This window comes from Methylotuvimicrobium sp. (genome assembly GCF_050611805.1).
Lineage (GTDB): Bacteria > Pseudomonadota > Gammaproteobacteria > Methylococcales > Methylomonadaceae > Methylotuvimicrobium.
Map to the genome: position 1 here is coordinate 1 of NZ_JBNGHF010000045.1, position 20,799 is coordinate 20,799.

Annotated in this window: 19 protein-coding genes; 13 read left to right on the plus strand and 6 right to left on the minus strand. The window is 46.2% G+C overall.

Annotated features, from left to right (window positions below; genetic code table 11):
- Positions 1–449: 449 nt before the first annotated feature.
- From speA to ACRJJO_RS17370, 7 genes are all read left to right on the plus strand, one after another.
- Positions 450–2,285, plus strand: a complete 1,836-nt coding sequence (gene speA / locus ACRJJO_RS17340; RefSeq protein ID WP_431066897.1) for a biosynthetic arginine decarboxylase — start codon at positions 450–452, stop codon at positions 2,283–2,285.
- Between the two features lie 238 nt (positions 2,286–2,523).
- Positions 2,524–2,709 carry a hypothetical protein gene (locus ACRJJO_RS17345; protein ID WP_431066898.1) on the plus strand — a complete coding sequence of 62 codons (186 nt, stop codon included), beginning with the start codon at positions 2,524–2,526 and terminating at the stop codon, positions 2,707–2,709.
- Between the two features lie 166 nt (positions 2,710–2,875).
- Complete coding sequence (locus ACRJJO_RS17350; protein ID WP_431066922.1) at positions 2,876–3,742, plus strand: NAD(P)-dependent oxidoreductase; 867 nt, start codon at positions 2,876–2,878, stop codon at positions 3,740–3,742.
- 335 nt (positions 3,743–4,077) lie between these two features.
- A complete protein-coding gene (locus ACRJJO_RS17355) occupies positions 4,078–4,374 on the plus strand; it encodes a DUF6763 family protein (RefSeq protein WP_404359902.1) in 297 nt (98 codons plus the stop codon).
- Between the two features lie 14 nt (positions 4,375–4,388).
- Positions 4,389–5,231 (plus strand): ATPase, encoded by an 843-nt coding sequence (locus ACRJJO_RS17360; protein ID WP_431066899.1) that lies wholly within the window; start codon positions 4,389–4,391, stop codon positions 5,229–5,231.
- Between the two features lie 21 nt (positions 5,232–5,252).
- Positions 5,253–6,317: a homoserine O-succinyltransferase MetA gene (gene metA / locus ACRJJO_RS17365; protein ID WP_431066900.1), complete on the plus strand. Its 1,065-nt coding sequence runs from the start codon at positions 5,253–5,255 to the stop codon at positions 6,315–6,317.
- Entirely contained in the window at positions 6,314–6,787 is a 474-nt protein-coding gene (locus ACRJJO_RS17370) for a nucleoside deaminase (RefSeq protein ID WP_431066901.1), read from the plus strand. Before metA ends, ACRJJO_RS17370 begins: the two co-directional genes overlap by 4 nt.
- Before the next feature lie 20 nt (positions 6,788–6,807).
- On the opposite strand, the gene ACRJJO_RS17375 is transcribed toward ACRJJO_RS17370, so the two are convergent.
- Both ACRJJO_RS17375 and ACRJJO_RS17380 read right to left on the minus strand, forming a co-directional pair.
- Positions 6,808–7,332 (minus strand): hypothetical protein, encoded by a 525-nt coding sequence (locus tag ACRJJO_RS17375; RefSeq protein ID WP_431066902.1) that lies wholly within the window; start codon positions 7,330–7,332, stop codon positions 6,808–6,810.
- Positions 7,333–7,590: 258 nt separating this feature from the next.
- Positions 7,591–8,667, minus strand: a complete 1,077-nt coding sequence (locus ACRJJO_RS17380; protein ID WP_431066903.1) for a DUF2066 domain-containing protein — start codon at positions 8,665–8,667, stop codon at positions 7,591–7,593.
- A gap of 73 nt (positions 8,668–8,740) precedes the next feature.
- On the opposite strand from ACRJJO_RS17380, the gene purM reads away from it, so the two are divergent.
- Positions 8,741–9,784 (plus strand): phosphoribosylformylglycinamidine cyclo-ligase, encoded by a 1,044-nt coding sequence (gene purM / locus ACRJJO_RS17385; protein ID WP_431066904.1) that lies wholly within the window; start codon positions 8,741–8,743, stop codon positions 9,782–9,784.
- Between the two features lie 316 nt (positions 9,785–10,100).
- Here purM and ACRJJO_RS17390 read toward each other — a convergent pair whose 3' ends face one another.
- Positions 10,101–11,105 (minus strand): integron integrase, encoded by a 1,005-nt coding sequence (locus tag ACRJJO_RS17390; protein WP_431066905.1) that lies wholly within the window; start codon positions 11,103–11,105, stop codon positions 10,101–10,103.
- Between the two features lie 132 nt (positions 11,106–11,237).
- Here ACRJJO_RS17390 and ACRJJO_RS17395 point away from each other — a divergent pair, with 132 nt between their 5' ends.
- The 5 genes from ACRJJO_RS17395 (at position 11,238) to ACRJJO_RS17415 (ending at position 14,207) form a co-directional block, all read left to right on the plus strand.
- Complete coding sequence (locus ACRJJO_RS17395; protein ID WP_431066906.1) at positions 11,238–11,714, plus strand: HNH endonuclease; 477 nt, start codon at positions 11,238–11,240, stop codon at positions 11,712–11,714.
- 81 nt (positions 11,715–11,795) lie between these two features.
- Positions 11,796–12,476 (plus strand): HNH endonuclease, encoded by a 681-nt coding sequence (locus ACRJJO_RS17400; RefSeq protein WP_431066907.1) that lies wholly within the window; start codon positions 11,796–11,798, stop codon positions 12,474–12,476.
- Positions 12,477–12,561: 85 nt separating this feature from the next.
- Entirely contained in the window at positions 12,562–13,332 is a 771-nt protein-coding gene (locus tag ACRJJO_RS17405; RefSeq protein WP_431066908.1) for a hypothetical protein, read from the plus strand.
- A 342-nt stretch (positions 13,333–13,674) separates the two neighbouring features.
- Positions 13,675–13,926, plus strand: coding sequence for an addiction module protein (locus tag ACRJJO_RS17410; protein ID WP_431066909.1), 252 nt, complete (start codon positions 13,675–13,677; stop codon positions 13,924–13,926).
- On the plus strand, positions 13,923–14,207 hold the full coding sequence (locus ACRJJO_RS17415; protein WP_431066910.1) for a type II toxin-antitoxin system RelE/ParE family toxin: 285 nt from the start codon (positions 13,923–13,925) through the stop codon (positions 14,205–14,207). The genes ACRJJO_RS17410 and ACRJJO_RS17415 overlap by 4 nt, the downstream gene beginning before the upstream one ends.
- Before the next feature lie 463 nt (positions 14,208–14,670).
- On the opposite strand, the gene ACRJJO_RS17420 is transcribed toward ACRJJO_RS17415, so the two are convergent.
- The 3 genes from ACRJJO_RS17420 to ACRJJO_RS17430 are packed head-to-tail and all read right to left on the minus strand — an operon-like array spanning position 14,671 to position 20,390.
- Complete coding sequence (locus ACRJJO_RS17420) at positions 14,671–16,101, minus strand: TolC family protein (protein ID WP_431066911.1); 1,431 nt, start codon at positions 16,099–16,101, stop codon at positions 14,671–14,673.
- 4 nt (positions 16,102–16,105) lie between these two features.
- Positions 16,106–19,261, minus strand: coding sequence for an efflux RND transporter permease subunit (locus ACRJJO_RS17425; protein WP_431066912.1), 3,156 nt, complete (start codon positions 19,259–19,261; stop codon positions 16,106–16,108).
- A gap of 28 nt (positions 19,262–19,289) precedes the next feature.
- On the minus strand, positions 19,290–20,390 hold the full coding sequence (locus ACRJJO_RS17430; RefSeq protein WP_431066913.1) for an efflux RND transporter periplasmic adaptor subunit: 1,101 nt from the start codon (positions 20,388–20,390) through the stop codon (positions 19,290–19,292).
- Positions 20,391–20,799: the final 409 nt, after the last annotated feature.

The window sequence follows — 20,799 nt, forward strand, 5'->3', positions numbered from 1 at the left end:
ACATTGCTAATGGGCTATGGAATTTAGGTGCTGGATTTAGGTGCTGGGTGAATACGTCCGTGTAGGCTTGACGGCGGCGACTGATTGCCATGGATGGCATGAATGCAGATTTTGCATTACGCCATGGATGGCGTGTATTAGGGCAATGCAGGAGCAATTGCCGAGGAGCAAAAATCTGCCCTGCCGCCGACACCTTCCAATCGAGTTACCGAACCTGCTTACCCTGCATTAAAATAGGGAAGTTATTTATAACCGAATCCTTAGTGCATGAAAACCGATAACTAAGGCCTGCCGCCCAGTTTTTTTCTATGACATCAACGCGGATTCGCTTCAATAACTTTGCAAAGCCTAAGCCTTTACGAGTACACGGCATTAGAAAATCGGTGTAAATCCGTATTATTCGTACCCATTTCCAACTCTGAATCAATACTTAAAATCGAGGAAGCCCTGTGCAAGCCAAGCCTGAACAACCCTGGACCATTGAACAATCGGCACATACTTACGGCATCGCCAATTGGGGCGAAGGCTTTTTTTCGATCAACAAAGCCGGACGAGTGACCGTTAAACCCTGCCCCGATCAAAATGTCGAGCTGGATTTATACGAAATCGCACAAACCTTAAACGAAAAAAACCTATCTTTACCGGTATTAGTACGTTTTACCGACATTCTAAAAAACCGGGTCAAGCAATTGCATTCCGCATTCGACAAGGCACGCGAGACTCACCGATATAACGGTAATTACACGCCGGTGTATCCTATTAAGGTCAATCAACAACGAAAAGTCATCGAAGGCATTTTATCCGGTGGCAATGTAGGCCTTGAAGCCGGCAGCAAACCGGAATTGTTGGCAATCCTGGCCTTGTCGCCCGGACTGATTGTCTGCAACGGCTATAAAGACCGCGCTTATATTCGCCTCGCCTTGATCGGCTTACGCATGGGATTGAAGGTTTATATCGTCATAGAAAAACCATCCGAGCTGGAAATGATTCTGCAGGAATCGCAAAAACTGGGCATCAAGCCGCTGCTCGGAGTCAGAGTCCGGCTTTCGAGCATCAGCGCCGGAAAATGGCAAAACAGCGGCGGCGAAAAATCCAAATTCGGCTTTCACGCCGGAGAAGTCCTGCAATTAGTCGAGCGTCTCGACAAGGAAGGCCTGCTGGACACGCTGAAACTGATGCATTTCCACATGGGATCGCAAATCGCAAATATTCACGATATCAAAACCGCGCTCAAGGAGGCCGGACAGTTTTATGCCGCATTCCACCACTTAGGCGCGTTAATCGATACTGTCGATGCCGGCGGCGGACTCGGCGTCGATTATGACGGCAGCCGTTCGCGCCGCGACTGCTCGATCAATTACAGCGTCGACGAATATGCGCAAAACATCGTACGCAGCTTCGCCGAAACCTGCGCCGAAAACGGTTTAACGCAACCGCACATCATCACCGAATCCGGCAGAGCATTGACCGCGCATCATGCCGTGCTAATCAGCAATGTCACCGATATCGAATCGATCGATACCGAACTCGACGTACACGACACGCCGATTTCTTCGCACAACATCGCCGAACATTATCACGACGCCCAATTCAATCTAAGCGAAGCGCGAAGCGCCTTCGTGCAAGGTAAACTCGGGCTGATCGAACTCTCCGATGCCGAGCGCGATTACGTCCGGCTATTCCGTCAAATCAAAACGCACCTGAACCCGAACAACCACAGCGAGGCGTTGATTTTGCAAGAACTTAATGAAAAGCTCGCCGACAAGGTCTTTTGCAATTTCTCTTTATTTCAATCGTTGCCTGACATTTGGGGTATCGACCAAATATTCCCGATCATGCCGATTCACCGTCTCGGCGAGCAACCCTCCCGCCGCGCGGTACTGCAAGACTTAACCTGTGATTCGGATGGCCGTATCGATCGCTACGTCGACGGGCCGAATATCGAAAATACGATGCCGCTTCACAAAATCGACTTGAACGAACCCTATCTTATCGGTTTTTTCATGGTCGGAGCCTATCAGGAAATTCTCGGCGATATGCATAATCTATTCGGCGACACGCATTCGATCAATATCGAACTCGATGCTAACGGTTATCATTTTTCCGATTTACAAGAAGGCGAGCATGTCTCCGATTTATTGGATTATGTCCATATCAATCCCGAAGAATTGAAGGAAGCCTATCATGCAAAGCTAACGCAAAGCGGTATCGGCGAACTGGAGCGCTACGAATATGAAAAAGAACTCGAAGCGGGGCTTCGGGCTTATACTTATTTGGAAAAATAACGACTCGGCTGAATAACGAGGTATTTATGATAAAAGACGATATTATTGAGGAACTGGAACATATACTTCGCACGGCCACATTTTCAGTTTTCTGGCGCGCTCTTTTGTCCGGTAGCTGCGTTGCGAAAACAGTTACATAGCTTGCTATGCGCCTGTTTTCGCGCCTTGCTACCGAACAAAATAGCATTGCCATAAAAGCCGAAAACATGGCCGTGCGAAGTATATTCCTGAAGCCAAGTTGGTCGAATTATACGATTTGATTCATTACTTTAGGCTGGGCTTGTTGAGCGAACAGGACTCGAAAATAGACAAAACCCTTTGCTTACAAACTTTGGCTAAAGTCAAACGAGGCGACATGACCGGTTTCACTGAAATTGACGATGTCGATGCGCATATTGCCGCTTTGAAAAATGAAGTTAATTAAAGACGGGGCCTATCAGCGCAAGGAACGTAAGCCGCGTAGGTCGGGTTAGCGCAGCGTAACCCGACATAAAACCTGTGAGCTTCGTCAAGCAGAGCTTGAAGGTAGGCATTCCCAAGCTGGAGCTTGGGAACGAGACAAATAATCGAAACCATAGTTAAATATCATGATTAAAACAGGACTTATCGGACTAGGCGCAATGGGCGCCGGCATGGCGAGAAATCTCGCGAAGGCAGGTTTTTTAGCCGGCGTCTATAACCGCACTGCTAGCAAGGCGCAAGCGTTGTCCGACGAACTCGGTGTCGTCGCATTCGACACCCCGCCCGAACTCGCCGCCGCGTGCGAGCTCATTTTGATTTGCATCTCGCGCGACGAAGACGTACTCGAAATGGTTACCGCCGTCGCTCAGACGGTTAAACCGGGTGCGGTCGTCGTGGATATGTCAACGGTCAACAGTGCAACCGCACAACAAGCTGCCGAGATACTCGCCGAAAAACAAGCGCAATTTCTCGATGCGCCAGTCTCGGGCGGCGTCGAAGGCGCGAAAAAAGGCACATTGGCAATGATGGTCGGCGGGAGTAACGAAGCTTTGGACAAAATCCGGCCTATTCTTGCCTCGATCGCCGCGCGCATTCTGCACATGGGACCGGTCGGCAGCGGCCAAGCCACCAAAGCGGTCAATCAAATCATGGCCGCCGGCATCAACCAAGCCGTGACCGAAGCACTCGCCTTCGGCGAAGCGCAAGGCCTGCCGATGGATAAAGTCATCGAAGTCGTCTCGGGTGGCGCTGCGGGCAATTGGTTTCTCGAACATAGAGGGCCGACAATGATGCAGGGTACGTTCGCACCGGGCTTCAAATTGGCATTACATCACAAAGATTTGGAAATCTGCCGCGCGATGACCGAAAACGCTGAGACGCCTATTCCTTTGGCCGAAATGACATTGCTCAATTACAAACAGTTAATGGATCAAGGCTTTGGTGACGAGGACATTTCGGCATTGTACCGCTTGAAAAAGCCTCGCAAATTCAGCTAAGGCCCGATCAACTCATCGTATCCAACCGAAGCTCAACAATTCATCCGCAAACTATTGCTGCCGATTGACCAAAAACAACTGCCTTCGGCAAACCTTTACCTCGAAAAATACAACGCTATTCCTTACCAAACCATGAATTTATTTATTTGCCACGACCGTTAAAAACTTCTTTTCTTTACAGGCAATTTCAGCTAGCTTTGATGGTAACGGCGATCATAATTTTTACAACCGGCCGGCTTGCAAACGATTGCCGGTTAGATAACCAGCCGATAACAATCTATCAATCAGGTTATGAAGGTTTATACGGAATACCCTAATTTTTTGAGGAATTTAACATGACGACAATAGCAGACCCCGTCATCGACAGATGGTACAAAGATGTCGAAAATAATTTAACGTTCAAAATCATTGCGATCGATGAAAGCGACGATTCAATCGAAGTACAATATTTAAACGGAGAGATTGGCGAATACGACAACGACAGTTGGTATAATTCGACCTTCGACTATATTGAGGAACCCGAAGATTGGAGTGCGCCTTTCGAACTGGACGACGAAGATCTCGGTTACAGCGACACGGACGAACACCGTCGCAATATGGACAATTTAAACTTTGACGATTACATCGATTAACGGAAACACTTCGCATGAAAATGAGTGCACCGGAATTCCTGGATTGGGAGTCCAAAAGCATTACACTAATGGCCATGTCTGGCGCGGGTAAAACCACACTGGCCAATAAGCTTCCTAGACAAAAATGGTTTCATTATTCCGGCGACTATCGGATCGGCACCAAGTATCTGGATGAACCCATCCTGGACAACATCAAGCGTCGAGCGATGGATGTACCATTTTTGCGAGAGTTACTGCTATCCGACTCCATCTATATATGCAACAACGTTACCGTCGACAACCTAACTCCGGTATCGAGTTTTCTCGGTAAAATCGGCAACCCCGAGCTAGGCGGATTGTCTTTAACGGAATTCAAACGCCGCCAACAATTGCATCATGAAGCCGAAATCGCAGCAATGCTCGATGTTCCCGATTTCATAAAAAAATCCGAAGACATCTACGGCTACAAACATTTCATTAATGATGCCGGCGGCAGTTTATGCGAACTGGACAACCGGGCTGTACTAGAAACGCTCGCCAGTCATACGCTAATTCTCTATATCAAGATTCCGCCGGATCTCGGAAAAACTATTATCGAGCGCGCTAAAACCGACCCGAAGCCACTTTATTATCGTGAAGCCTTTTTGGATGAAAAACTGGCCGAATTCATGGTCAAACACCACTATTCGGACCCCGAAATGATTCCGCCTGACGAATTCGTCACATGGGTCTTCCCGGAATTATTCAAATCGCGCTTACCTCGTTATGAAGCGATTGCCCGGCAGTACGGCTATACTATCGACGCCAACGATGCCGCACAGGTCAACAACGAAGACGATTTCATTCGGCTGATCGCAGACGCGATCGCCGAACAATAGGCTTAAACAAGGTTAGGATTAATGCCCTTAGTCGCACACACCGATTTACCGACATTCCAGCGTCTGCGTGAAGAAGGCGAAGAAATTCTGAAGCCGGAGCGGGCGCGCCACCAAGATATTCGAGAAATGCATATCGGCTTGCTGAATATGATGCCGGATGCCGCGCTTGAAGCCACCGAGCGTCAATTTTTCCGGTTGGTCGGCGCGTGTAACCAAATCACGCAGTTTCATGTCCACCCGTTTACCGTCGACGGATTGCCCCGAAGCTTGGAAGCAAAAGCACACATAGAACGTTATTACGAATCGTTCGAAACCATCAAGCGCGACGGACTGGACGCCTTGATCATCAGCGGCGCCAATGTCACGCAACCGAAACTAGAGCAGGAAGATTTTTGGCAACCGCTGACCGAAGTGTTCTTGTGGGCCAAACAAAACGTTCCGTCTATTTTATGTTCGTGCCTGGCAACGCACGCCGTCATACAGTTTTGCTACGGCATCGAAAGAACCCGTTTACCGGCTAAACGCTGGGGCGTGTTTCCGCACAAAGTACTGGATCGCAAACATCCCTTGGTCTCGGAAATCAATACCCGTTTCGATGTCCCGCATTCGCGTTTTAACGAAATCTTTCGCGAAGACATAGAACAAAAAGGCTTAAAAGTATTAGTTGCGAGCAAGGGGGCAGGCGTACATCTGGCGGTTAGTCCGGACGGTTTCCGAATCGTATTCTTTCAAGGCCACCCGGAGTACGACGACATCAGCCTGCTGAAAGAATACAAGCGCGAGGTGACTCGTTATTATAACGGCGACATAGAAGACTATCCGCCTTTTCCGGAGCATTATTTCAGCCCCAAAGTCCAGCGCATTTTCACAGACTACCGCGATCATGTTATAGCGTCGCGACGAGGAAATAAACCGATCGAACCTTTTCCGGAAGCCGCCGTTCTCGATTACATCGACAATACTTGGCGAGATACGGCTCGAGCGGTCTTTAACAACTGGCTCGGAAAAATTTATCAGATCACCGATCAAGACCGACGTATTCCGTTTATGCCGGGCATCGACCCCAACAACCCTTTAGGCTTATGAGCACACACTCGAGCTATTTACAACATGCGATCGACCTCGCTGCCGAAAACGTCGAATCTGGACAAGGCGGCCCTTACGGCGCACTGATCGTTAAAGAAAATAAAATCATTGCCGCCAGCGGCAACCAAGTCACCAGCCGGCTCGACCCGACCGCTCATGCCGAAGTCATGGCCATTCGCATGGCCTGCCAAGCTCTGAACGACTTTCAATTGACCGGCTGTACCTTGTACACCAGTTGCGAACCGTGCCCGATGTGCCTAGGAGCGATTTATTGGGCCCGTCTCGACAATGTTTATTACGCCTGCAGCAGAGAAGACGCGGCCGCTGCCGGATTCGACGACAGCTTCATTTATGATGAAATTCCGCTACCGCCGAATGAAAGACGCATCGTCATGTTAAACCTCAAACAAGACAACGATCTCAAGCCTTTTAAGCTATGGAATGCTAAACCCGATAAGATCCTTTATTAGCCAACGCAACGGCCAGCGGATTATTCGCCCACTTTCTCGACTATAGCCTCGACTTTCTCTTCTTCAACTTTGTCGACAACCTGTTCTGGATCAGTCTTGCCAATATTTTCGTCGGCTTCGGGCTCGGAGGCCAAAATTTGAGGACTATCGGCAATCTTAATCAACCACCCATCCATGCCTTTACAGCCAAGAACGGCATCGGCTCTTACGTTGATTCGAGCAAATTTTCCGTTTAATGAAGCCGGTAATTTTGCGCTGACTCTAAAAAAACTGTTTTTATTTTCGACCTCCACCTCCAGAGGAATACCTTTTGCCGTTACACTAACAGATTCCGGCGCTATCCAATTGGAAATCGTAAACATCAGTTCGGATTCGGGCGCGACCTCGGCTTTGTTTTCCGCGCTATAAACCGGCAGATTAAAATCCCTGAATTTTGGTGTTTTGCATGCGGGCTTATCCATATCTTCGGAATAAGCAAAAGCCCCATTTGCCAATGATGCGGCAATCGAAAAGACAGTCAGTTTCAATAATTTCTTTATCATCATAACCTTCTCACATTTATAGTTATTTTAATTGGCGTATGCAAAAGCCTTATCCTTGCTTAACCTTAACCCAGCCTTAACATTTGCCTATTATAAACTACTGAAAATTAAGACAATTAAAATATTATGCCGCTACAAAGCTATTTTTAGCACGTTTTTTTATTCTTATGCTTCAATAACTTAGACGTAGGCACTACATTTGTAAAGGCTGGGTTAAATAGTTTTTAAATTGAATACAACACTCAAGAATATATCACGACTTTACCGCATGGGAAGCAGTCTAAAACTCAATTCGTCGGAACTTAATTCATCAGAGCCCAATCCGACTGATCCCATTGGCTCTAAGACGCCACCGGAACCGAGCGAATGCCGAAACACGCTGAAATCACCTTTATAATTGATTCTATAGCGATTAAAGCCGTCTTTCACACTGAGCCAAGCCACCGATTTGACCATCGGCAGCGATTCAATATGACGCGTAACTCGAGAAATATCGTTCATACCGGCAATCCCGGCGATATTAAGCATCATCATGCCTTGTTCAAGTATATCCGGTTTAACGCCATAATAATGAGACAAGCGCGTATAAATGCCCCGCATACCGCTCAACAACGCTTCATGCAATGTGCCGCAAGACTTTGACCACTGCTGCACGCCTCCGTCGAAATAAAAAGCCCAATCCGCCTGCCAACAATCGGCTTGCCGGGCCACTCTGCCCGCCAGTATCGACACCACATCGTAGCGCCCGGAAATATCCAATAGCTGTTCAGGATAAGCGCTCAAAACATCATGCACGGCAATTTGGGCGCGCTCTTCAAGATCAAGCAAAGGAAAAATCAGCGGCAATCCCTGCTGTTTCGCGGCACGGCTGATAGCATGCTCCAAAGACGGCATCAATTCAGGTTTGAAAAAACGCCGCTTGCCGTGTTCGTCGACGACTAACCAAAGCAATGTTTCCGGCCTAATCTCGCTCCAAATCCCCAATCGTCCGGTACTGAGCAAATTCAGTAGCCGCGTCTCGTCAAACAAAACCCGCATGGCTCGAGCCTGACCGGAGGCATCACTCGATTTCTCAACCAACGAATATTGGTGCTGCTTGACGTAAAAGCGCGCCTGGGCTAAAGCTGTCTTAGCAACAGGGTCATCGAGAACACCGCTGCCAGATAATACCCGTTGCAAAACAATGGTCATCGCTTCCTTGATCGCGGCCTCAATATCTTCCGGTCGCTGGCTTTTTGCAATGACCTCCGTTTCGAACAAGCCTTTGACTTCGGCGGCCCAGTTTAACGAACCGCACAAATAAACGATAACCACAAGAACCCTAAATAGTGACTTCATATCCCTCACACAAATCCGACGATGTCTTGTACAATATCGGTCAATAAAATTTTTACTTTAAGAGAACATCACATTGAGCGCACAAAATCAAGACGGCTTGAATTATAAGAGTGCCGGCGTGGATATCGAAGCCGGCAATGCACTGGTCGAACGGATCAAACCGATCGCGGCCAAAACCCGTATACCCGGCGTATTAGCGGGACTCGGCGGTTTCGGATCGATGTTCGAACTCCCTATCGACCGCTACCGCCAACCGATACTGGTTTCCGGGACCGACGGAGTAGGCACTAAGCTCAAACTGGCGATCGATCTCGGCATCCATAACACGGTCGGGATCGACTTAGTCGCAATGTGCGTCAACGATATCATTGTTCAAGGCGCGGAACCTTTATTCTTTCTCGATTATTTCGCCACCGGCAAACTCGATGTCGACACGGCAGCCGCAGTCGTCGAAGGTATAGGTAAAGGCTGCGAATTGGCAGGAGCCGCGCTGGTCGGCGGCGAAACGGCCGAAATGCCCGGCATGTACGCGGACGGCGAATACGACTTAGCCGGATTTTGCGTCGGCATCGTCGAAAAAAGCAACATCATCGACGGCAGCAAGGTCAAAGCCGGAGATAAGCTGATCGGCATCGCATCAAGCGGACCGCATTCGAACGGCTATTCGCTAGTCCGTAAAATATTAGCGCACGGCAATACGCCGCTATCGGAACCTTTCCAAGGCAAAACGCTCGGCGAAGCGCTGTTGGAACCGACTCGCATCTACGTCAAACCGCTGTTGAAATTACTGGAATCCGTCCCGGTTCATGCGCTGGCTCACATCACCGGCGGCGGCATCACCGAAAATCTGCCGCGCGTACTACCGGAAGACACAGCCGCACACATCAAATTAGGATCGTGGAAACGCCCGGAAGTTTTCGATTGGCTACAGCAACAAGGCAAGGTTTCGGATGCCGACATGCTGACCACTTTCAATTGCGGCATCGGCATGGTCATTTGTGTCGCGGAAGAAGACGAGGCAGCAACGCTGCGAATTTTAGCGGAAGCCGGCGAAACAGCGTTTTCGATAGGAACGTGTGAATCATCGGAAGGCAAACCGAAGGTTGAATACTCTTAAACCTGAATTCAGCAGTTTTACCATGAAGCACATGAAGTTCATAAAGGATTTCAAGAAATTTTCTAAATCTTCTCGCTAACCTTTTTGGTGAGCGAAAGCTCGATTCATACGCGTAATAAGTTATTGAATTAACTTCCTACTATTCATGATCTTCCTGGTGAAATGCTTTTTCTAGGTTAAACGAAAGCGGCAATGGACTCTCGAACCGAGATTAGCGCTCGGCATCCAAAGAGATATCAATATCTCTTTCTAAAGCTCCAGCTCTCATCGTTATACATAATATAGTGGGGTACGAGGCTCATCTCCTGACTGAACATCAGTATCCTCCGCTAAACACCTGATCCAACGGACTGGTTACGCCTTTGCCGCCCTTATTGAGCACATTAGTGTAAATCATGGTGGTACTGACGTCCGCATGCCCCAATAAATCCTGCACGGTGCGGATATCATAACCGCTTTCCAGCAGGTGCGTGGCGAACGAGTGCCGAAAAGTATGCGGCGTGGCCGCCTTGCTCAATCCGGCAGCGCGAACGGCTTGTTTCACGGCGCGCTGCATACTCTGCTCCTGTATGTGATGGCGACGCACCACTCCACTCCGCGGATCGGTGGATAACTTAGCCGCCGGAAACACATATTGCCAAATCCAATCTCGGGCCGCATTGGGGTATTTTCGTTCCAGCGCAAAAGGCAGATAAACCGCCCCGAAACCTTGGGCCAAATCCTCTTTATGCAGGCCTTGCGTCTTATCGAGATGTGCCTGCAATACGGGCGCCAATAAACCCGGCAACATCGTCACCCTATCCTTTGCCCCTTTACCATCGCGAATCAAAATCTCGCGGCGCGTAAAATCCACATCCTGTACCCTAAGCCGCAAACACTCCATAATCCGCATGCCGGTACCGTAGAGCAGGCTGGCGATCAGACGATTCGTGCCGCTCAACCGCGACAATATCGCTTGAATCTCATCGCGATTCAATACCACAGGCAAACGCTTCGGTGCCTTGGCTTGCTCTACGTTATCCAGCCAGGGCAACTCAATGGCAAGCACCTCCCGGTACAAAAACAACAGAGCGGCTTTCGCCTGATTCTGAGTAGAAGCCGCCACTTTGCCGTTGACCGCCAAATGCGTCAAAAACTGCTCAACCTCGCTAGCGCCCAAGTCACGCGGATGGCGCTTGCCAAAATGCAAAATATAGCGTTTAATCCAGTCCGTATAGGCCTGTTCGGTACGAATGCTATAATGCTTCAAGCGAATCTTAGCCCGTACTTGATCCAATAATTTCGGTGAATTTTCCGAATTCGACACTGACGTATTTTGCATTTTTATTAGGAAAGGTTGTTTTTTACAACTCACTGAAAGTTTTATGATTTTAATTTTCAAAACCGAATTAGGCAACTGTTTGACGCAATATTTTGCGTCATTTAGGATGTCCAATTATAGTTAGGCGAGTAAATGGCAAAAGACACACCGTCAATGGCAAAAAACAAGATCAAAAGGAGTCTTGTCGCTATTTATGATCCGCACCCAAGTAAAACGGATGAGAATCAACTCTGGGAATATTTTGAATCCTCATGCGCTTACTGCGGAATATTTATAGAAAGGAAGTCACGTACCGGACACCTAGATCATCTCATTCCAACCTCGGAAGGTGGAAGTAATGATATCCACAATCATGCTCTTTCCTGCGCACGTTGCAATGGAGATGAAAAACGAGAACAAAATTGGGTAGGTTTTCTGAGGTCAAAGGCTCTAGATGAAGTGGAATTTTCTAGAAGAAAAACAAAAATTGATAACTGGCTTGAAAAATCTCGAAGAAAGAATTCAGATATAGAATTTGAAAAACAGGCTGAAGAAATAATCAGCAAAGCAATCGCAGAGTATGAATGCTCTGTAACGGCAATGAGAAAGTTGAGAGACAAAATCACCTAACAAGGCAAATCCAGCCGACGCGCCAAAGGCGCGCGCGGCTGATTTGCGGCGTTATGCATAAAAAATCGAGGTTCTAGCAAAGTGAAATATGCCGAGGTTTTATTAAGCCAGGGGAATATTAACCAAGGTCACTTTTATCTACCCAAAGGAACGGATTTATTTCCAGCCGATGCTTTAGGCGGGAAAAATAAGAGTGAAATGGCAAAATCTTTAGAAGTAATATTTGTCGGTACAGGTGAAGTGGTTCTCACGGATATTGACAGTGAAAAATCACTTTTCAGATCAGCCAGGGGAGAATCAAGGCGGTTTATTGAAAAACACAAGCTTACAGCTGGTGATAAAATTTACATAACAAAAACAGGAGAACGCCGATTTTCGGTATCAAATAAAATAATTACCGAGCCAACATTAAATTCCGTTTTGGATGAGTTTAATTTGGAGGTTATAAAAGCTCTAAAAGAGTCACCTGAAAACAGAAAACGACAAATAGAAAATGCGCCAAAGAAACCAGATAAGAAAACAGTCGAAACAACAATTTACATTCGTAACCCTTATGTCGTTGCTGAGGTCCTAGAGCGGGCTAAGGGCGCTTGCGAAAGATGCAAATCAACTGCGCCATTCAAGAGAAAAAGCGATGGCTCACCATACCTTGAGGTACATCACACAGTGCCACTCTCAGAAGACGGGGATGACACAGTGGAAAATGCAGTCGCTTTATGCCCCAATTGCCATCGGGAGTTACATTTTGGTGTCAATGCATAACAAGGCGCTCGTTCGGATGCAAACTACGCTGCGCTCCGTTTGCACCGCACAGCTTGGTCGTTAGATTTTAATTAAGGAAAAAAGGATGCACTTAATCTCTAGAAAATTACAATTGAGCATTAGGAGGAATTTAGATGCTCTTGTAAACAAATCGTATACTGAAGTCGAAATTAAAGAGTTACTTGTCGATTTACGTGAAATTTCAAAACATATAAAGCCTAAATTAGAAGCTGGCCTACCTGAAAAATTCAAACAAGCATTTACAGAACTAATAGATGTTTGTGATTGTATCGCCCATTCCAATAAAGACAGAGGTGTAATTGAAAAAATTATACGCACACAAATGGAGAAAGTAGATTTTTCCCTAGAAAATGAGCCAAATAAAAAAGCTGAAGATGTTTTCTCAGTCAAGGAAACATTAAATATTAACGGCATAGTTACCGCCATGCTGGCCTCAATTATTGTTTATCTCAATGACTATGAAAACAAATTTAACAAAGACAGTCTAACCCCTGTCTTCGAAGATTCATCTGACATAGGTCTATGCATTATTAGCCTTTTGCAAGACACATTTATAACTTTAAAAAAAGAACATGGTTACGCTATCCTACACATATTAGATTATGAAGGTAATTTTAGGCTTTATTATAGGGTGGTAGGTTCTACAATAGAAAAGAAAGCACAAGAAAGAACAGGTGGTACTGGCCGTATTTTACTTGGTTTCCCACTGATAGAAACATACGCTGAAAATAAAGATAAAATAAAGCTGAACCCCGAAGCTAAAACCCCTGATATTATAGAAACATATAGAGACTCAAATGCAGAGCTTAAAGCAAGAGTCATAAGTGAAATATAACAATCTAACAAGGCGTTCAAGCGGGACGCAAAACAGCATGCGCCCCTTAACTAGGCGTTAGCTTAAGCGTGGTTTGTACGACTTAGGGATAATTTTTTCAGTTTATAGGTGCGTCGTTAATGAGCAAAAGGTACACTCAGAAGGAAAAAGAGTATATAGCTGAAATGGCTATTGAGATCGTAGTTAAGCTAAAGGGCGACTACCCGTCTTTCAAAAACTATGTTTAGGCTGCGCAACATCTATTGAACGGCGGTACACCAAATAATCGAGTAGACGAGTTAGTCTTGGAAAAACTTAAATCGTCGGGCCGTTTATAAGTTTCGCTTTTGATTTTTACCGAATATGGATACCGCATCTGTCATGAACACTATCTCTATTACCGATATTCTTAAACTTCCGGTGCAGGAGCGCATTCAACTTGTTGAGCTTATTTGGGACAGCGTCGCCGCAGTACCTGAAGCCGTGGAAGTTTCACCAGAGCTTAAGGCTGAACTGGAATCACGCCTGATTGAGTTTGAGAGGAGTCCGGATTCAGGTTATTCCTGGGATCAAGTTAAATCACGCCTAAAAGATGGTTCATGGCGTACCGCTTGACGTTTTCTGCTCGCGCATTACGTGAAACCGGCGAAGCCCAAGAATGTTACGAATCACAGAGTCCAGGCCTTGGTGAAGAATTTATCGCCGCTATGGAACTGCAGCTAAAACGGCTGGAACAAGCGCCATTGCTATTTGCCGAGGTAATTCCAGGTGTTCGCCGCGCACTTCTACCACGTTTTCCATTCGGCTTGTTTTATGTGGTACGTGGCAATTTAGTTCATATCTTGGCGGTGTTGCATGATGCCAGAAATCCGAATCGTTGGCCTAAAAGCCGCTAACCATGCTCTCAAAGGGACGCTACGCGCCCCTTAGCTTTACGTCAAGTACTATGGATTTCGTGATAAATAACGTCTTGGAACTATGAGCTTTGTTGAGGGTTCGCCAACTCGCTTGGTAACGCCGTGAAACCAGCACTTAAATCATCCAAGATAATCAATCATATCCAAAGGCTATGGTACCAAGTTACATAAAATGGCATCGAGGTCATAAAGGCTAAAATGTACTGTTGCCCAAGCTTCAGCTTGGGCAACTTGTTCAGGAAGCTCTAGCTTCCCGACAATCAAGAAAGATTGAACGATCAAGCCAGGGTTGATTGAGAATGTGCGGAGGTTGTGTCGGTCTCAGGAAGCTGGAGCTTCCGGAGCGCCTTTCCCAAGCTGGAGCTTAGGAAAGAGCGTGATGCACGGATACGCGGCCAGCCAATGCTATTCAAAGCCAGGTTAAACCGGCCCCAGCGCTCTATCAAGTCCACCCCCCACCCAAGGCCTTGTATATGTTGACGGTCGCAATCCATTTTTGCCTGACGACTTCGATCAATTCTAGGTTCGTTTGCAATGCATTTTGCTGAGCTGCCAGAACTTCCAGATAGCTGGCACGAGCCGATTTATAAAGTTCTTTCGATGCTTCAACCGATTGCTTCAATACATCGCTTTGCTGTTTTTTTAGCGTGTTAATGCTTTGTAAATTCTTGATATTTGAAAGTTCATTACTGACTTCAACATATGCGTTCAATATTTTTTTCTGATAATCATACATTGCGGATAGTTGATTGGCCTTGGCGGTATTGAATTGTGCTTTCAATGCGTTTAAGTTGATCAAGGGCGCGACCAGCGTGCCCATGACTGAATAGGCAAGCGATGCGGGCGACATGAACAGAAATTCGGGATTGAATGCTTGAAAGCCCACGGCTGCTGTGATGTTGACATTGGGAAAAAAGGCGGCTTTTGCGGCTTCTAAATCGAAATTACTGGCCTTGATCTCGAATTCGGCTTGACGAATATCGGGACGGTTAGATAGTAATTCGGAAGGAATGCCCAAAGCGATTTGCTTAGGAATATCGGTAAATAGAACTTCTTTCTTTCGAGAAACAGGTTGCGGAAAGCGGCCCAACAGGAAATTGATCTTGTTTTCGGTTTCGGCGATTTTTTGGAGTGTTTCATTCTCCATGATCTGACTTTCAAGCAGTTGGGCATTGAATTGCTGCACGGCCAATTCATTTGCGCGCCCCGCCTCTTTCTGCAATTTCACGACATCTAGCGCTTCCTTTTGCCTTTGTATCGTTTGCCTAATGGTTTCCAGCTCATTATCGAGCGCCAGAAGTTGATAATAAAAAATCGCGACATCCGCAACGAGATTGGAGATCACGAAATTGGTCCCTTCGATGCTCGCCAGGTATTCCGAAAGCGCAGATTTGCGCTGATTCTGTAATTTGCCCCAGACATCGATTTCCCATGATGCCATCAAGCCCAAATACATATCCGGCAAATTTTCCGGGACGGTTTGACCTGGCGTGATTTCGGTGCTGGCGTTCCCCGCGCCGTCCATCGTATAAAGCCCGAACTTGCGGACCCCTCCGCCGATATCCAGGCCGACTTGCGGCAGCAGCGCGCCGTTGGCCAGTTTCACACTGGCGCGATTGGTTTCAATGCGTTGCAGAGCGATCTGCAAGTCAAAGTTGTTCCGAATTGCGGTATCGACCAACTCCAGCAGTTGAGGGTCCGAAAAATAGTCGCGCCAATCGATTTCGGCAATCGAGGTTTGGTCGACATGGTTGTCAAAAGTTTCAGGAATCGGATTTTCGGCTATCGATAAGTCGGTATTGAGCGCTCCGCAACCACCTATGCCAGCGCCCACGCAGATTGCTGCAATGATATTAAATACTTTGTTATTCATTGTGTTACAGGGTCTCAGTATAAGCGATTTCTTCTTTCCTATTACCGCGCAATTTGTCGGCGATGCGTGCAAAAAATACATACAAACCGGGAATGACTATGACACCGAATATTGTGCCAAAAATCATGCCACCCGCGGCCGCCGAACCTATAGTATTATTTCCGATTTCACCGGTACCCGATGCGAACATCAATGGAATGAGTCCGGCGACAAAAGCAAACGAAGTCATCAAAATGGGCCGCAGGCGCAGAGCCGCGCCTTCGATCGCGGCTTCGAAAGGTGTTTTTCCAAGGCGATGTTTGATCGTGGCGAATTCGATGATCAAAATCGCATTCTTGCCTAGAATACCGATTAACATTATCATCGCGATTTGAGCGTAGATATTGTTTTCAAGCCCCATGATCATCAGGAAAAATAAAGCGCCGAAGACGCCAATCGGCAAGCTCAGGATGACTGCCAGTGGCAGTAAGAAGCTTTCGTATTGTGCTGCCAATAATAAGTAGACGAAAATCAAGCATACGAGAAAAATATAAATGGCTTGATTGCCTGCTTCAGCCTGATCCTTGGAAGAGCCGGCCCAGTCATAACCATAGCCTTTGGGAAGGCTTTGTGCAGCGACTTCTTTGATTGCGGTAATAGCATCACCGCTACTGTAACCAGGTGCCGGTTGTCCATTGATCATTGCTGACGGGTACATGTTATAGCGTGTGACTTGCTCGGGCCCATAAACCTTTTCTATGCTCAGAAAAGAGGAAAAAGGGACCATTTTTCCGGAATCGCTTTTAATGTAGAGCTTCAACAAGTCTTCCGGCTGCGCTCTATATTCGGGAAGCGCTTGAACCATGACTTTGTACATTTGCCCGAAACGAATAAAATTGGTCGCGTATTCACTACCAATGACGGTCTGAAGCGTGCTCATTGCGTTCTCGGTTGTAATGCCTTTTTGAGCGGCTTTATCCGTGTCGATCCGTAACAAAAATTGCGGAAAGCTTACATTCAACGTCGTGAATGCATTCGTTATTTCAGGGCGAGCGTTGAGTTCATCGAGGAAGACATTGGCCACATTTTGTAATTGCGCGAGGTCGTCAGAGCCTGTTTTGTCCAATAGTCTCATTTCAAAACCACTAGCATTTCCGTAGCCGGGCACGGGCGGAGGCGTAAAAAATTCAATATTGGCGTCTTTGATATGCTTGGTTTTTTGTTCCAATAGTCCAATGATTTTCTTATCGGATGTCGATCTTTCCTCCCAATTTTTCAAGCTGATCAGATTCATGCCATAGACGGCGCCAGTACCTTCCGATAGCAAGCTGAAGCCGGCAAGGCTGGATACGGAACTCACCCCATCTAATTCCGATGCAATACGCTGGACTTCATCTACCGCTTTTTCGGTGCGTTCAAGCGTTGCGCCAGCCGGGGCTGTGATGTTGGCGTAAATAGTGCCTTGGTCTTCTTCTGGGATAAAACCAGAGGGTACATAAGTGCCAAGCAAACCCGCCCCAAACGAAAATGCCAATAATACGGAAAAAGTGACAAGGCTTCTGTTCGCAATCAGGCTGATCAGTTTTTTGTATTTATCCGATAGCTTGTTATATCGGTTATTAAAACCAGCAAATAATTTTTGCAACCTTGATTGATGATGCCGTTTTGCGTGATGAGTGTTTTTTAGAAACAAGCCGCATAATGCCGGTGTCAAAGTTAATGCGGTTATGCCCGAGAGTACGATCGAAATAGCCATCGTTAGCGAAAATTGCCGGTAAAAAATACCGGTTGGCCCTTCCATAAAGGCGACAGGTAAAAAAACCGCCGACATGACAAGCGTGATCGCGATAATTGCGCCGCTGATTTCGCGCATCGCTTGATCGGTCGCTCTGCGTGGACCAATTCCTGAGCGCTCCATTTTGGCATGCACGGCTTCGATCACGACGATCGCATTGTCGACGACGATACCGATAGCTAGGACCAAGGCAAATAAAGTGATTAGATTGAGAGAGAATCCAATCAATTGCATGAAGAAAAACGTTCCGATCAAAGAAACCGGCACGGCGAGAATCGGTATCAGTGTCGAGCGAAAATCCTGTAGAAAGATGAATACCACGAGAGCGACGAGTACAAATGCCTCAAATAGGGTTTTGACGACTTCATGAATTGAGGCATCTAAAAATTCGGAAACATCGTAACTGAGTGTGTAGTCCATGCCAGGAGGAAACGAATTCGATTTGATGCGAGCCATAGTCTCTTTGATGTCTTTGATAACATCATTGGCATTGCTACCGGGGCGCTGTTTCAAAATAATCGCAGCGGAAGGTTGTCCGTTTTCTTTGGATAACACGTCATAGTCCAATGAATCGAATTCAACGACGGCAACGTCTTTGACCCGCAATATTTCTCCGTCTTCTCGACTTCTCAGAACGATGTTTTCATACGCTTCCTTGGTATTGAATTTACCCGTATATTTAAGAACGTATTGGAGCGTTTGTGCCTTTTTGCCTGAGCTTTCGCCGACTTTTCCGGGCGCCGCTTCTACGTTTTGCGTTTTCAGTTTTTCAACAATCTCATTTGCCGAAATGTTGTACATCAACATCTTGTCCGGTTTCAACCAGACTCGCATGGCGTATTCTCTGGAGCCCAAAATTTCGGCGAAACCGACGCCATCGATGCGCTTGAGCTCTTTCAAGACATTGATATCGGTAAAGTTATAGAGAAATTTTTCGTCTAATAAAGGATCGGAACTCAGTATGTTGATATACAAAAGCATACTGTTTTGAACCTTTTCCACGATGACACCCGACTTAATGGCTTCTTCGGGCAACTCATCAAGAACGGCGGCCACTCGATTTTGCACGTTGACTGAAGCGACTTCCGGATCCGTACCTGCTTTGAAAATGATTTGAATCACACTGGTGCCATCGTTTCCGGATACCGAGGACATGTAGGACATTCCGGGTACGCCGTTGATTGCCCTCTCCAGAGGTGTAACTACTGCTTTGACGACAGTTTCGGCATTGGCCCCAACGAATTTTGTCGTTACATTGACTTCAGGCGGAGCGATCTCCGGATATTGAGTAATAGGTAGTTGAAACAAGGATAATAAACCCAGCAAAGTAATTAGAATCGATATTACGATGGACAGTACCGGGCGATGAATGAATTTGCTCGTCATATGCGTTTATGGAGGATCAAATTAAAGGTTATCGTGCGGTCATGACTGTATTTAAATCGACCAGAACGGCGTTGATTTTAGCGCCGTCTCTGATATTTTCGACGCCTTCGAAAAGTATTTTTTCATCCTTGGACAAACCGGATTCGATGACATAAAAATCATCCAGGCGCATTTGAAAGGCGACATTTCTTTGCTCGGCAACTCCTCCGGCGTTGATTACAAAAACATATAATTTGTCTTGAATTTCGAAAGTCGACTTTTGAGGTATCAACAAAGCCTGTTCGAGCGGTTTGTCGACGACAACCTTACCACTAGCGCCATGCCTCAATAGACCTTCCGGATTTGGAAATCTTGCCCTAAATGCGATATTACCGGTTTCGGGATCGAGCTCGCTTTCGATCATTTCAATTTTACCTATGTGTTCATAGAGTTGATGATTGGCGAGTTTAAGGCGGACGCTTTTCATTTCAGCCTCACCATGCATCACATAGTTCAAGTATTCGATTTCGGATTGATTGAAGTAGGCGAAAATCTCGGTATTATCGGAGATCGACGTCAGCATGTCGCTCTCGTTGATAAGGCTGCCGACTTTATTCGGAATACGGTTGATCGTACCGGAGAAAGGGGCTCTTATTTTTGAAAATGAGATGTAGAGGGCTTCTTCTTCTTTTTTAGCCAACGCCTCTTCCACGTCAGCTCTCAATGCTTCGATTTTGGCCTTGGCAACATCGAGCTCGGTTTTCGAAATAATGTTCTTTTCAACCAACAGCTTTACATTGTTCAATTCAACTTCTGCCGCTTTCAAATCGGCAATCGCATTTTTATGAGCGGCAATGGCTTTTTTTAGGTCTTTTTCAAACTCGGATGCATCCAACGTAAACAGTAATTGATCTTTTTGAACTTCTTCTCCTTCGTCGACATGAATTTTTTGCAAATAACCTTTCAGTCGACTTCTCAGCTCGACATATTTAACCGAATGAATCTCGGCGACATACTCATGGCTGTAATTCATGTCTTGGATTAGCGGAGAGACAATCTGATAAGTATCGGCCTTCAATTCTTCTTGAGGCGAGTTACAAGATAATAAGATTAGGGAAATTGCAGTAAATAATAGTTTTTTGAAGTGCATTGGTGAAAAAACTGACTTTTGTCGAGTGTATGCTTAATACTTGATAGCGAAATAGATAAAATGAGGCAACAATAGGTTCGGTAAATTCAAAATATTTGTTCGCTGTTCGGTTGCTCATACGATTCAATCCCAATAGAGAGGTATACGGATTGAGCCTTTAACATAAGGTTTTCTTTTTGTAAGGACATGAAAAATTTTTTTCGGTTTAACAATAAAGCTGATTGGGCTTCTTGCCAGGTTAAAGGAAAAAAACTTTCCATTAGGGGATTGGGTTTTGTATTTAGATTGAGAATTAATCGATACATCAAAATATCAATAATAATTTCAACAATATAAACTCGAGACTCACTATTAGCAGTGGGATGTGAAAGATGAATTAGACGAGTATCATGAGGCTGCGTGAACAATC

Bases quoted from the DNA above. Each gene is read 5' to 3' on its own strand.
- ACRJJO_RS17355 (WP_404359902.1), top strand. From the start codon at position 4,078: ATGACGACAATAGCAGACCCCGTCATCGACAGATGGTACAAAGATGTC.
- ACRJJO_RS17360 (WP_431066899.1), top strand. From the start codon at position 4,389: ATGAAAATGAGTGCACCGGAATTCCTGGATTGGGAGTCCAAAAGCATT.
- metA (WP_431066900.1), top strand. From the start codon at position 5,253: ATGCCCTTAGTCGCACACACCGATTTACCGACATTCCAGCGTCTGCGT.
- ACRJJO_RS17370 (WP_431066901.1), top strand. From the start codon at position 6,314: ATGAGCACACACTCGAGCTATTTACAACATGCGATCGACCTCGCTGCC.
- ACRJJO_RS17375 (WP_431066902.1), bottom strand. From the start codon at position 7,332: ATGATGATAAAGAAATTATTGAAACTGACTGTCTTTTCGATTGCCGCA.
- ACRJJO_RS17380 (WP_431066903.1), bottom strand. From the start codon at position 8,667: ATGAAGTCACTATTTAGGGTTCTTGTGGTTATCGTTTATTTGTGCGGT.
- ACRJJO_RS17390 (WP_431066905.1), bottom strand. From the start codon at position 11,105: ATGCAAAATACGTCAGTGTCGAATTCGGAAAATTCACCGAAATTATTG.
- ACRJJO_RS17395 (WP_431066906.1), top strand. From the start codon at position 11,238: ATGGCAAAAGACACACCGTCAATGGCAAAAAACAAGATCAAAAGGAGT.
- ACRJJO_RS17405 (WP_431066908.1), top strand. From the start codon at position 12,562: ATGCACTTAATCTCTAGAAAATTACAATTGAGCATTAGGAGGAATTTA.
- ACRJJO_RS17410 (WP_431066909.1), top strand. From the start codon at position 13,675: ATGGATACCGCATCTGTCATGAACACTATCTCTATTACCGATATTCTT.
- ACRJJO_RS17420 (WP_431066911.1), bottom strand. From the start codon at position 16,101: ATGAATAACAAAGTATTTAATATCATTGCAGCAATCTGCGTGGGCGCT.
- ACRJJO_RS17425 (WP_431066912.1), bottom strand. From the start codon at position 19,261: ATGACGAGCAAATTCATTCATCGCCCGGTACTGTCCATCGTAATATCG.
- ACRJJO_RS17430 (WP_431066913.1), bottom strand. From the start codon at position 20,390: ATGCACTTCAAAAAACTATTATTTACTGCAATTTCCCTAATCTTATTA.